The 12168-nt window shown below is 71.9% G+C and carries 12 protein-coding genes and 1 tRNA gene; 4 read left to right on the top strand and 9 right to left on the bottom strand.

Features of this window, described 5'->3' with window-relative positions:
- Positions 1–92 precede the first annotated feature (92 nt).
- Both B1H29_RS21555 and B1H29_RS21550 read left to right on the top strand, forming a co-directional pair.
- Positions 93–746, top strand: coding sequence for a MerR family transcriptional regulator (locus tag B1H29_RS21555; RefSeq protein ID WP_055417377.1), 654 nt, complete (start codon positions 93–95; stop codon positions 744–746).
- A 137-nt stretch (positions 747–883) separates the two neighbouring features.
- The gene (locus B1H29_RS21550; RefSeq protein ID WP_079160372.1) at positions 884–2227 is read left to right on the top strand and encodes a recombinase family protein; all 1344 of its coding nucleotides are present in this window, start codon (positions 884–886) and stop codon (positions 2225–2227) included.
- Positions 2228–2278: 51 nt separating this feature from the next.
- Here the strand turns inward: B1H29_RS21550 and B1H29_RS21545 are convergent, their stop codons facing one another.
- Positions 2279–3082, bottom strand: coding sequence for an exodeoxyribonuclease III (locus B1H29_RS21545; protein WP_055417785.1), 804 nt, complete (start codon positions 3080–3082; stop codon positions 2279–2281).
- 68 nt (positions 3083–3150) lie between these two features.
- Here B1H29_RS21545 and B1H29_RS21540 point away from each other — a divergent pair, with 68 nt between their 5' ends.
- On the top strand, positions 3151–3636 hold the full coding sequence (locus tag B1H29_RS21540) for a GNAT family N-acetyltransferase (protein ID WP_055417379.1): 486 nt from the start codon (positions 3151–3153) through the stop codon (positions 3634–3636).
- Between the two features lie 73 nt (positions 3637–3709).
- Here the strand turns inward: B1H29_RS21540 and B1H29_RS21535 are convergent, their stop codons facing one another.
- The 8 genes from B1H29_RS21535 to galU form a co-directional block, all read right to left on the bottom strand.
- Positions 3710–5476 (bottom strand): hypothetical protein, encoded by a 1767-nt coding sequence (locus B1H29_RS21535; protein ID WP_055417380.1) that lies wholly within the window; start codon positions 5474–5476, stop codon positions 3710–3712.
- Between the two features lie 217 nt (positions 5477–5693).
- Positions 5694–5767, bottom strand: a tRNA-Ala gene (locus tag B1H29_RS21530).
- Positions 5768–5862: 95 nt separating this feature from the next.
- Complete coding sequence (sepX, locus tag B1H29_RS21525) at positions 5863–7230, bottom strand: divisome protein SepX/GlpR (RefSeq protein WP_055417381.1); 1368 nt, start codon at positions 7228–7230, stop codon at positions 5863–5865.
- A gap of 172 nt (positions 7231–7402) precedes the next feature.
- Positions 7403–8017: a GNAT family N-acetyltransferase gene (locus tag B1H29_RS21520; RefSeq protein ID WP_055417382.1), complete on the bottom strand. Its 615-nt coding sequence runs from the start codon at positions 8015–8017 to the stop codon at positions 7403–7405.
- 17 nt (positions 8018–8034) lie between these two features.
- Positions 8035–8574, bottom strand: a complete 540-nt coding sequence (locus tag B1H29_RS21515) for a MogA/MoaB family molybdenum cofactor biosynthesis protein (protein WP_055417383.1) — start codon at positions 8572–8574, stop codon at positions 8035–8037.
- Positions 8571–9092 carry a cyclic pyranopterin monophosphate synthase MoaC gene (gene moaC, locus B1H29_RS21510; protein WP_055417384.1) on the bottom strand — a complete coding sequence of 174 codons (522 nt, stop codon included), beginning with the start codon at positions 9090–9092 and terminating at the stop codon, positions 8571–8573. Before moaC ends, B1H29_RS21515 begins: the two co-directional genes overlap by 4 nt.
- A gap of 86 nt (positions 9093–9178) precedes the next feature.
- Positions 9179–10525 carry a molybdotransferase-like divisome protein Glp gene (gene glp / locus B1H29_RS21505; protein ID WP_409350899.1) on the bottom strand — a complete coding sequence of 449 codons (1347 nt, stop codon included), beginning with the start codon at positions 10523–10525 and terminating at the stop codon, positions 9179–9181.
- A 5-nt stretch (positions 10526–10530) separates the two neighbouring features.
- The gene (galU, locus tag B1H29_RS21500; protein ID WP_055417787.1) at positions 10531–11457 is read right to left on the bottom strand and encodes a UTP--glucose-1-phosphate uridylyltransferase GalU; all 927 of its coding nucleotides are present in this window, start codon (positions 11455–11457) and stop codon (positions 10531–10533) included.
- A gap of 93 nt (positions 11458–11550) precedes the next feature.
- Here galU and B1H29_RS21495 point away from each other — a divergent pair, with 93 nt between their 5' ends.
- The gene (locus B1H29_RS21495; protein WP_055417385.1) at positions 11551–12165 is read left to right on the top strand and encodes a 5-formyltetrahydrofolate cyclo-ligase; all 615 of its coding nucleotides are present in this window, start codon (positions 11551–11553) and stop codon (positions 12163–12165) included.
- Positions 12166–12168: the final 3 nt, after the last annotated feature.

Below are 12168 nucleotides of genomic sequence, written 5' to 3'. Positions count from 1 at the left end.
ACTGGCGCAATGGGGAGAGTAGAACAGCTCCGTACTCATGGGTAGGGGGCGGACGGAGGAAAGTTACCGGCGGTACGACTTAGGGTCGGGACGTGACCGAGAAGCGCGAATACCGCATGGAGGAACTGGCCGGGCTGGCCGGCATCACGGTGCGCACCCTGCGCTTCTACCGCGAGCGCAAACTGATCCCACCGCCCCGCCGCGAGGGCCGCATCGCCTGGTACGACGACCACCACCTGGCCCGCCTGCGCACCATCGCGGCGCTGCTGGAGCGCGGCCACACGCTGAACGGCATCGCGGAACTCGCCGACGCCTTCGACCACGGCCGCGACGTCGGCGACCTGCTGGGCCTCGGCGAACCCACCGAGGAGACCCCGGTCCGCCTCACCCCCGAGGAACTCGCCGCCCGCTTCGAGGGCGAGGTCACCCCGGAGAACCTGGCCGCCGCGATGGACCTCGGCTACCTCGGCACCGACGGCGACGAACTCGTCCACATCAGCCACCGCCTGCTGGAGGTCTCCTCGGCCCTGGTCCGCGAGGGCATCCCCCTCGGCGAGGTACTCCGGGCCGGCGCCCGCGTCCGCGAACACGCCGACGCCCTCGCCGACCTCTTCGCCGACCTGATCCTGCGCCACGCCCCCGAACGGGAACTCCACCGCCTGCGCCCGCTCGCCCGCAGCGTGGTGGAGGCGGAACTGTCCCTGGCGCTGGACCGGCGGACGCGGAAACCGACCGACTCCGCCTGACCCGTTCACCCCATCGGGCTACTCCTCGGGAAACCACAGGCGAAAGCCGGTTTCTGCTCCGACAGTGAGATCGAAAAGGCCCCGGCGACTGTGCGACCAGCCCCGGGGTACGGCCGACCCTGCCAAGGAGCGTCGACATGCCCAAGCGTAGCCACAGAGCGGCCTCGCGATGTCCGATCGCCACATCCACCACCCAACGGCCCAGGGCACTCGGTGTTCTGCGCATCAGCCAGCTCACGGACGCGACCACGTCACCGGACCGCCAGCGCGGCACTATCCACCGGTGCGCCCAACAGCTTGGTCTCGCCTTGGTCGCCGAGGCAGCGGACCTCGGTGTCTCGGCCCGGAACAAGTCCCCCTTCGAACGCCCGTCACTGTCGATCTGGCTGCGCCACCCCGACGAATACGACGCCGTCGTCTGGTCACACGTCGACCGAGCCGTGCGGTCGGTGGCACACATGGCCGAGCTCATCGCGTGGACACGGCAGTTCGAACGGACACTCGTGTTCGGCGGCCAGGAGGATGACGGCCCACTCGTCATCCCGCCGCAGGCTGACGACGCGGTCATCCGTAGATGCATGGACCTGGCGAGGGTCGCCGAGGATGAGGCCCACACCCTCTCCACCCGGCTCACGAGCAGCCATGCCGCACTCCGCATGATCGGCCGCTACGGAGGCGGCCTCGTTCCGTTCGGCTATCGGAAGGCGCCCCATCCGTCCGGCAGCGGTTGGTGCCTCGCTCCCGACCCCGACTCCGCCAGCCTCGTCCGCGCCATCGTGACGGACGTGGGGAAAGGGCTGTCCCTCATCGCGATCGCGCGCAAGCTCAACGATGCCGGTGTGCCGGTGCCCCGCGACCGCCACGCCCAGCTCCAGGGCCGACCCATGGGCGGCCGCCGTCACGGACGCGACTTCGACCGGTTTCGGTGGACGTCCGGCACCCTGTCCAAGGTGCTGCGGAGCCCGTCCCTCATGGGGCACCGGATCCACAAGGGGCAGACTGTCCGGGGTCCCGAAGGGTCGCCCGTCCTGATCGGCCCGCCACTGTTGACAGAGGACGAGTTCGGCGTCCTGCAGGACCGGTTACGGGCTCGCTCAAGGGGCAGCCGTCACAGAGCCCGCACGAACGCCCTGCTCACCGCAATCGCTCACTGCTCCGGCTGCGACGGGCGCATGTACTTCGCCGCCCGCAAGGGCTACCCGCACGGCGACTATGCGTGCCGGGCGACCGCCCGAGGCGACGTGTGTCCCGCGCCTGCGTCCATGCGCTCGGACTGGCTGGAGTCGTACACGGTCGCCCAGTACCGGGAGACCACGGGGACCGACGTGCCGGTCACCCGTGACCGCCTTCTCGCCAGCGGCGCCCGCGTCACCGTCGCCAAGGGCCGCTGCGGTGGTGACACAGCCAGGCTGACCGGGCCCGACACCTCACGTCTGTCGTTCACCCTGGGCAGCGACAACGCCGTACGGCACACCCGCTGAACCGAGGCATCGGCCGAGCGGGCACGGCAGGCCGGCTGCCCGCTCGGCCCGTCACGACTCGAAGACCACTGTCACCGGCGCGTGGTCCGACCACCGTTCCTCGTGGCTGGCAGCTCGCTCGACGAACCCCTTGACCGCCCGCGCGGCCAGCCGGGGGGTCGCGACGGCGAGGTCGATTCTCCAACCTGAATCATTGTCGAAGGCCCGCCCCCGGTACGACCACCACGAGTACGGCCCCTCGACGTCCGGGTGCAGGGCGCGCACGACGTCGACGTAGCCGCCCTCGGCGGGGTCGAGGACGCGGCTCAGCCACTCCCGCTCCTCCGGCAGGAAGCCGGAGTTCTTCTTGTTGGCGCGCCAGTTCTTGAGGTCGGCCTCGCGGTGGGCGATGTTCCAGTCGCCGCAGACGACGACCTCGCGGCCGTCGGCGGCGGCCCGCTCGCGCAGTTCCTTGAGGTAGGCGAGGAACTCGCCCATGAAGCGGACCTTCTCGTCCTGGCGCTCGGTGCCGACCTCTCCGGACGGCAGGTAAAGGGAGGCGACCGTCACACCGGGCAGGTCCGCCTCGACGTACCGGCCACTGGCGTCGAACTCCGTCGAGCCGAAGCCGACCTGGACGCGGTCGGGCTCGCGGCGGGTGTAGAGGGAGACGCCGGCGCGGCCCTTGGCGGCGGCGGGGGCGTGCGTCACGTGCCAGCCGTCGGGCGTGCGGACGTGTTCCGGCAGTTGCTGAGGCTCTGCCCGCACCTCCTGGAGGCACAGCACGTCGGCGGAGGTGTCGGCGAGCCACTCCACGAAGCCCTTCTTCGCGGCGGCACGCAGACCGTTCACATTTACGGAGGTCACGGTGAGCACCAGGGCACGATACCGGCACACTGGACGATGTCCCGCTCCGGATTACGCATTCATATACGGTAGGCAGCATGAACATACGCCGGGTCCCCTTCGACCACCCCGACGCCGTGAAGCTCAACGACGAGGTCCAGGCCGAGTACGACGTCCGTTACGGCGACGGCGGCGACGCCACGCACCTGGACCCGGCCGACTTCACGCCGCCGAACGGCCTGTATCTCATCGCGTACGACGAGAACGACGTCCCCGTGGCTTCCGGCGGCTGGCGCAGCCAGGAGACCAACGACGAGGGTTACCTCGACGGGGACGCCGAGCTCAAGCGGATGTTCGTGATCGAGCAGGTGCGCGGCCGCGGGCTGGCCCGCCGCATCCTGGCCGCCCTGGAAGAGGACGCCCGTGCGGCGGGCCGGACCCGCATGGTGCTGGAGACCGGCACCAAGCAGCCGGAGGCCGTGGCCCTGTACACCTCCAGCGGCTACGAACCGTGCGGGAAGTTCGGCTTCTACCGCTTCCACGAGGACAGCCTCTGCTACGCGAAGGCTCTCCAGGTCCCGTAGCGCCTGATCACCGGGTCCTCATCAGGCCTCGTCGGGCCTGGTCGGGCCTGGTCGGGCCTCGTCGGGCCTCTCGTCAGACCGTGTCGGCTGCCCTGCGACGGCGGGAGACGGCGAACAGCACGCCACCCGCGGCGAGCGCCAGCACCGCGCCGGCCGAGGCGAGCAGCGCCGTGGAACCGGTGGAGGCCAGCAGGCCTCCCTCGCCGCCCTGCGGCGACTGGCCGCCGGTCGTGCCACCGGTGGACCCGGCACCGCCCGTGCCGGTACCGCCGGTGGCGCCCCCGGTGGAGGCCGAGCCGCCGGTCGTACCGGTGCCGCCCGAGGTCTGCGAGCCGCCCGTGGTCTGCGAGCCGCCGGTGGTACCGGAACCGCCCGTGGCACCGCCGTCGGTACCGCCCGTGGACCCGCCGGTGTCGCCCGGCGTCTCCTCGTCGCCGGTGCCGTTCAGCACGATCCAGCCGGCGTCGTTGGACGGGTCGCCCTCCCACGGGTTGTCCCACTCCGGAAGGGCGATCTTGCCCTTGGCGCCCTCGACGACCTCGTCGATGCGGAGCTGGAAGGCGAAGGTGCGCCGGTCGTCCTCGAGGAACGGGGTGTCGGCGAAGCAGAGGTACTCGGACGTGGCCTCGTCGTCCATGGGACGGCAGGGGCTGTCCACGACGCTCGCGCCCTCGGGGATCCGCACACTGAAGCCCAGCGGCTCACCGCCCGAGCGCAGCGCCCCGATCCAGGCGGGCCCGTGGTTGCTCAGACCGATCTCGACCGTGACGGTCTCGCCCTGTTCGCCGTCGACGCGCGCACCGGTGAGGTCGAGGTCGTAGCTGTTCCGCGTGGGCAGGTCGATCTCGGCGTACTTCGTGTAGTCACCGCTCTGGCCGTCCTTGACCGGCTTCAGGGTGAGCGTCCTGCCGGAACCCTGCCGGTAGTCGGCGCCGGCCCGCAGCGCGCCGGCCTCTTCGGCGCCGACCGCGTCGAAGCCGTAGTGGAAGATGTCGCCGAGCGCGAAGTCCGCGGTCTTCACCCGGACCGGCTCGCTCAGTTCGTAGGCCGTGTTCGGCGGGAACTCGCCCTCGAAGGTGCACAGGGCGACCTTCCGGTAGCGGATCAGGTCGTCCTCGTTCTCCTCCGCGTACGAGCAGTTGTCGTACGAGTCGGGGAAGGACAGGCCGCGCGTGCCGCCGAAGCGCAGCACCACGCCGTCGGCCGGCATGCTGCCGACGTTGCGGAAGCCGAGCGGTGCGCTGTAGGTGTCACCGGCCTCGAAGTCGCCGGGTTCGGCCGGGAGCTTCTTCTTCAGCAGCTCCGGTCCGCCGACCAGTACGTCGACGGTGTGCTCGTTGAACGCCAGGCCCTCGCCCTCGCCGGTCACCTTGATCTCGCCGAAGTCCCCGGCCTCGGCGGTGTCCTTCAGGTCGAGGCGGATGCTCCAGCTCGGGTTGTAGGAGTCGCCGGGGTACAGGCTGCTCGAGTCGCAGACGGCGATCAGGCCGTCCGCGTCGCAGGACGGCGGCAGGCCGACCTCGGCGAAGCCCTTGAGGGCGGTGGCGTCGACGGTGACGCGGTAACCGTTGTTCGGGACCGGCTCCGGGTCCGTGTCGCTGTCCGGGTCCCACTCCCCGGGGCCGGTCAGACCCAGCCGGATCTGCGGCTCTCCGGGCTCGTCCTCGGCTCCGTCCAGCGCCAGGTCCACCTTGCCGGGACCGGTGATGGTGACGGGGAGCGGCGCCTGGCCGTCCTTGGCCTGTGCGACTCCGGCCGCTCCGAGCGTGGCGAGTCCCGCGGCGGCCACCGTGGCCACTGCCGCGCGAGCCCACGGCGCGCGCAGGGAGCTACGTCTCATGTTTCTCTTCCGTTCCCCAGACGACAGGACGGTGCCACTGCGGTGGCACCGCGCACAGGTGACCCGCTGGTAACGGTGAAGGTTGCACGATGCCCGGTCACGGGTTTATCTCGGCCTTACGGTCGACCTTCCGACGAAACGTCGAAACGACGAAACGACGAAACGACGAAGGTCCCGTCCGATCGTGATGATCGGACGGGACCTTCGCCAATGTGCGTGGACCTGAGGGGATTTGAACCCCTGGCCCCCTCGATGCGAACGAGGTGCGCTACCGGACTGCGCCACAGGCCCTTGCAACGAGTGAAACTTTAGCACCCCGACCGGCCTGCTCAAAAATCCCTTCCGGCGCTCCCGGAGGGAGCGGTGCGGGGCGGTCCCGGCACGGGCTACTCGTTGGCCGCGCGGGGGCGGCCCCCGTCCTCGTACTGGTCGAAGAGCGGCGTGCGGCCCCGTTCCCGGGCCCGGCGGGCGGACGCGGCGCGGCGGGCGTCGCTGCGGCCCGGGGTCTCCGGCCGGTCCTCGGTGTGGGCGGCCGGGCGGTCCGGCCCTGGGTCGGCCGCCACGTCCTCCTGGTCGGCCACGGCGCTGGAACGTGCCGAGCTCCACGCGTCCGGCGCCGTGAGGTCCACGTCGGGCGTGGCGCGGGGGGCGACCGGCGCGGTCACGTAGGTGGGCAGGGGTACGGGAACCGGGTCCCAGCTATCGCCCTGCGGCCGCCGCTGCCGCTCGCGCTGCTGGTCGACCCACTCGGCGTGGTCGGTCTGCTCCACCAGCGCGCGCCGGTCCGCGGCGAGCGCCGACAGGCCGGAGTCGGGCTCCTCCTCGGGTCCGTCGTCCGGCTCATCGGCGTCGGGGTCGCCCACGGCGCCGACGGGATCGGCCGGCGTGCGCCTCCGTGGCCGGCGGTCGCCGTCGCGCAGCCGCTGCGCGGCGACCTCGGCCTGGCGGCGGTCCATGTGGAAGGCGAACCGGTGGCGTTCCTGGGAGCGCAGATAGGCGATGTAGGCACTGAGCAGCACCGCGGGCACCCCGGGCGCCCACAGGAAGGCGAGCCCGCCGACCGCCGCGACGACCGAGCCGAGCGTGAAGGCCAGGAACAGCATCACCGTCGTACGCCGACGGCGCGCGAGCACCTTGGTGCGCCGGGCCCGGGCTGCGGCCGCCGGTGAGACGGGTGCGCGCCGGGCCTGCGGCACGCGCCTGCGCGCCGCTGCCACACCGGTTCCGGACGCGGGACCGGATGCGGGACCGGACGCGTGGCCAGGCTCGGACGCGTGGCCAGGCTCGGACGCGTGGCCGGGCTCGGACGCTTGCCCGGGCTCGGACGCTTGGCTGGGCCCGGACGCTTGGCCGGGCCCGGGGGCCTGTTCGGGTCTGGGGCCGTGCGGGCGGCCGCCGGTCTCCTGGCGCGCCGGTTCGGGCTGCCCGGCGGGCTGGGCCGCGGGCTGCTGCCGTGCGTCGGGCACGGGGTGCCGGCGCGTTCTGGACACGGCGAACGCCCGGACGTCCACCGAGTCGGTGACGGCGTCCGGGGCGTCGGCGTCGGGCTCCGCCTCGTCGGCGGAGCGCGACCGCAGGTCCTTGGCGTACCGGCGCTCCATGCCCGCCCGTCCGGACAGCAGCCGGATGGCGGTGCTGAAGCGTTCCGTCGGACGGGCCTCGTTCAGCTCGTCCTGCCTACGGAGCCACATCGGCACCAAGTAGGCGGCCCAGGCCCCGACGATGACTGCGTAGATGAGGCCGCTGCTGCTCACGCCTCACACGGTAGAGGGGTTTGCTTGAGGCCATCCGCCAATTGAGCCGGTGTGTCGCACGATCTGGCTGATATTTCGAACTTTTTTTGTGATCGATGCGATCAGACGACTGTCAGGGTCGTGTAATTATCCGTTCCGGACGGTCGACCCTCGGTCAATATCGAACGTTTATTCAATTCCCGGTGTTCCGGGCGCTCCGGCCCCGTGACCGGTGCCAGCGTCGCAGCAGCCCCTCCGGGACCTCTTCCGCGGTGAGCGCGAAGACGAGATGGTCGCGCCAGGCTCCGTCGATGTGGAGATAACGCGGCCTGAGGCCCTCCTCGCGGAATCCGAGTTTCTCCACGACCCGCCGGCTGGGCGCGTTCTCGGGGCGAATACAGACCTCGACCCGATGCAGCCCGACGGTGCGGAAACAGTGGTCCACCACCATCGCCACGGCGGTCGGCATCACTCCGCGGCCGGCCACCGCCTCGTCCACCCAGTAGCCGACGTGCCCGGAGCACATCGAGCCCCAGGTGATGCCGGCCACCGTCAACTGCCCCACCAGCCGCCCCTGGTACTCGATGACGAAGGGCAGCATCCGCCCCGCGTGGGCCTCGGACCGCAGGTGCCGCACCATCTGGCGGTAGGTGGGCCGGTGCGTGAGCGGACCGCCCGGCGTAGGCGGCGGAATGGTCGCCTCCCACGGTCGCAGCCAGTCGCGGTTGCGCCGGTTCACCTCGCGCCAGGCCCGCTGGTCGCGCAGCTTTATCGGCCTGAGGACGAGGTCGCCGTCCACCAGCTCCACGGGCCAGGATGGGCTGTTCAGCTCGCACCCCCGCCACTGGCCGGTCTCGGGTGGTCGCCGCCGCGGAGCTGGTCCACGGCGTGTGTCAGCAAGGGCTCCAGCACGGCGAGGCCGTCCTTCACCCCGCCGGCGGAACCCGGCAGGTTGACGATCAGCGTGCGGCCCGCCACTCCGGCCAGGCCCCGCGAGAGCACCGCGGTCGGCACCTTGTCCCGGCCGTACGCCCGAACGGCCTCCGCGATGCCGGGAACCTCGTAGGCGATCACCGCCCGGGTCGCCTCGGGGGTGCGGTCGGTGGGCGAGACACCGGTGCCGCCGGTGGTGACGATCACGTCGTAGCCCGCCTCGGCGCCTGCCCGGAGGGCGGCCTCCACGGGGTCGCCGTCGGGGACGACCCGGGGGCCGTCGACGGCGAAGCCGAAGCGGCGCAGTCCCTCGGCGACCAGGGGGCCGCCCCTGTCCTCGTAGACCCCGGCGGCGGCCCGGTTGGAGGCGGTGACCACCAGGGCGCTGTACGGCGCGGGGAGGGCGCCCCCGGCCGGCCCGTCCAGTGTCATGCCCGGCTCCAGTCGCCCGACTTGCCGCCCGTCTTCTCCTCTACCCGTACGTCCGTGATGACCGCTCCCTTGTCGACCGCCTTGACCATGTCGACCACGGTGAGCGCGGCGACGGAGACCGCGGTGAGCGCCTCCATCTCGACACCCGTGCGATCCGTCGTCTTCACCGTGGCGGTGATCTCCACGGCGTCGTCCGCGACCGACAGCTCCAGTTTCACACCGGAGACCGACAACGGGTGACACAGCGGGATCAGGTCCGGGGTGCGTTTGGCGCCCATGATGCCCGCGATGCGCGCGGTGGCGAGGGCGTCGCCCTTGGGGACCCCCTCCCCGCGCAGCAGCTCCACCACGCGGGGCGCGACGAGGACGCGTCCGCTCGCGCGCGCGGTGCGTGCGGTCACGTCCTTGCCGGACACGTCGACCATCCGCGCGGCGCCCGCCTCGTCGATGTGTGTCAGCCGGTCCCGCGGGTCGTGCGCGTCCTGGCCGTCGTGCGGGGGTCGGTCCTGCGTACTCATGCTCGTGTGGCGCTCCCGGTCCGGGCCCGGCGCGGTGCGGCGCGTGGGCCTGCTGTGCGCGACACGGTACCGCCAAGCGGGCAAGGTCAGCCGAGCAGGACCACCTCGACCTCGGCGCCGGGCTCCACGGTCTCGGCGTCCTCGGGGACGACGATCAGCGCGTCGGCGTGCGCGAGGGCGGCCACGAGGTGGGAGCCGGAACCGCCGACCGGGGTGACCGAGCCGTCGGCGTAGCTGGCGCGCAGGAACTGCCGGCGTCCCCTCGGCGAGGTCAGCGCCTTGTCCGCGGCCAGGGACGCGGTGGTCGTCGGGCGGTGGACGTCGGTGAGGCCCATGAGGGTGCGGATCGCGGGGCGGACGAACAACTCGAAGGAGACGTACGACGACACCGGGTTGCCGGGCAGGGCGAGCAGCGGCGTGTGGTCGGGGCCGATGGAGCCGAAGCCCTGGGGCTTGCCGGGCTGCATGGCGAGCTTGCGGAAGTCCACGCCGCCGCCCGGCTCGTCCTCGTCGGCGACGTGCGCGAGCGCCTCCTTGACGACGTCGTACGCCCCGACGCTCACCCCGCCGGTGGTGACCATCAGGTCGGCGCGGACCAACTGGTCCTCGATGGTGGACCGCAGGGTCTCGGCGTCGTCGGCGACGGCGCCCACGCGGTAGGCGATGGCGCCGGCGTCGCGGGCGGCCGCGGTGAGGGCGAAGCTGTTGGAGTCGTAGATCTGGCCGTGGGCCAGTTCCTCGTCGGGCTGGACGAGTTCGCTGCCGGTGGAGAGCACCACCACGCGCGGACGCGGGCGTACCCGCACCCTGCCCCGGCCGATCGCGGCGAGCAGCGCGATCTGCGGCGGGCCGAGGACCGTGCCCGCCTCCAGGGCGCGGTCACCGGACCTGACGTCGCTGCCCTTCGCGCGGACGTGCGCGCGTGCCTGGGCCGGGCGGTACACGTGGACCTGGCCCTCGGCGCCCTCGGGGGCCAGGCTGCGGGCGCGCATTCCGGCCACCGGGCCCTCGCCGAGCCCGCCGTCGGTCCACTCCACGGGGACGACGGTCTCGGCGCCGGGCGGGAGCGGCGCGCCCGTCATGATGCGGGCGGCCTGGCCGGGGCCCACGGACAGCGGTTCGGCCCGGCCGGCGGCGACGTCCCCGACGACCTCGAGGGCGGCGGGGAACTCCTCGCTCGCGCCCGCGACGTCGGCGACCCGCACCGCGTACCCGTCCATGGAGCTGTTGTCGAACGGCGGCAGGGAGAGCGGCACCGTGATGTCGTCGACCAGGACGCAGCCCTGGGCGTCGAGCAGGTTCAGCTCGATGGGTTCCAGGGGGCGGACGGTTGCGAGGATGTCGTCCAGGTGGTCCTGCACCGACCACAGCCGGTCCGGACCGAAGTCCGCGGGGGCGTGGTCGTGGCCGGTGTCACGGTGCGCTGTGCTCAACGTCGTTACATCTCCTCGGCTACGTAACTGCGAAGCCAGGTCCGGAAGTCCGGGCCCAGGTCTTCACGTTCGCACGCGAGTCTGACAATGGCACGCAGATAGTCGCCGCGGTCACCTGTGTCATAGCGGCGGCCCTTGAAGACGACGCCGTGCACCGGGCCGCCGGCCTTCCCCGCGGCGGTGGCCGCCGTCGTGTGCGTCTCGGCGAGCTGCTGGAGGGCGTCGGTGAGCTGGATCTCGCCGCCGCGGCCTGGTTCGGTCTTGCGGAGTATGTCGAAGATGTGCGGGTCGAGCACGTAGCGGCCGATGATGGCGTAGTTGGAGGGCGCGTCGGCCGGGTCGGGCTTCTCGACCAGTCCGCTCACCTTGACGACGTCGCCGTCCTCGGTGCTCTCCACGGCCGCGCAGCCGTAGAGGTGGATCTGCTCGGGCGCGACCTCCATCAGGGCGACGACGCTGCCGCCGTACTGCTCCTGAACCTCGATCATGCGCTGCAGCAGCGGGTCGCGCGGGTCGATCAGGTCGTCGCCGAGCAGGACCGCGAAGGGCTCGTCGCCGACGTGCGGGGCGGCGCACAGCACGGCGTGACCGAGGCCCTTGGGGTCGCCCTGGCGGACGTAGTGGATCATGGCGAGGTCGCTGGACTCCTGGACCTTGGCCAGCCTGCTCGCGTCACCCTTTTTCTGAAGGGCGGACTCCAGTTCGTAGTTGCGGTCGAAGTGGTCTTCCAGGGGACGCTTGTTGCGGCCCGTGACCATGAGGACGTCGCCGAGGCCCGCGGCCACGGCCTCCTCGACCACGTACTGGATCGCCGGCTTGTCGACGACCGGCAGCATCTCCTTGGGAGTGGCTTTGGTGGCCGGCAGGAACCGGGTACCGAGCCCGGCTGCGGGGATGACAGCCTTGCTGATCCTGGGGTGGGACTGAGTCATGCGCGCCACCATATCCGGTGCCAATGGGGAGAATCTGTGACTCCGGATCAATGGCGCTCATATGAGCGCATTAGAGAGGTACGGGAGCGACCTTTGAGTCACATCGGACCTACTGCCCAACCTGACAAGCGGGCGTTGCGGCGGGAGTTCCTCGCGGTGAGGAACGGGTTGACGGCGGATGACGTGCGGGAAGCGGCGCTCTCGCTGGCCGAACGGGCGCTCGGGATGCCGGAGGTCGCGCGGGCACACGCCGTGGCGGCATACGTCTCCGTGGGCGCCGAGCCGGGCACCCTCACGCTGTTGGACGCGCTGCGCGCGCGGGGCGTGCGCGTCCTGCTGCCGGCGCTGCTTCCGGACAACGACCTCGACTGGGGCGAGTACACCGGGGAGGACTCCCTGACGCTCGTGCGGCACGGTGGGCGGATGGCCCTGTCCGAGCCCGCCGGGGAGCGCCTGGGGCCGGACGCGGTGACGGAGGCGGACGTCGTGCTGCTGCCGGGCCTGGCCGTCGACGGGCGCGGCATGCGGCTGGGGCGCGGCGGCGGATCGTACGACCGGGTCCTCGCGCGTTTGGACCGGGCGGGTGCGCGTCCCGCGCTGCTGGTCCTGCTGTACGACTCCGAGGTCGTCGCGCACGTTCCCGCCGAGCCCCACGACCGGCCGGTGGACGCGGTGGTGACGCCGTCGGGGGTGCGCAGGTTCAAGTGAGGC

It is taken from the genome of Streptomyces pactum, assembly GCF_002005225.1.
GTDB lineage: Bacteria > Actinomycetota > Actinomycetes > Streptomycetales > Streptomycetaceae > Streptomyces > Streptomyces pactum_A.
Note: the sequence above shows the minus strand (reverse complement) of the source record. Positions and strands in the feature narration are given on the sequence as shown.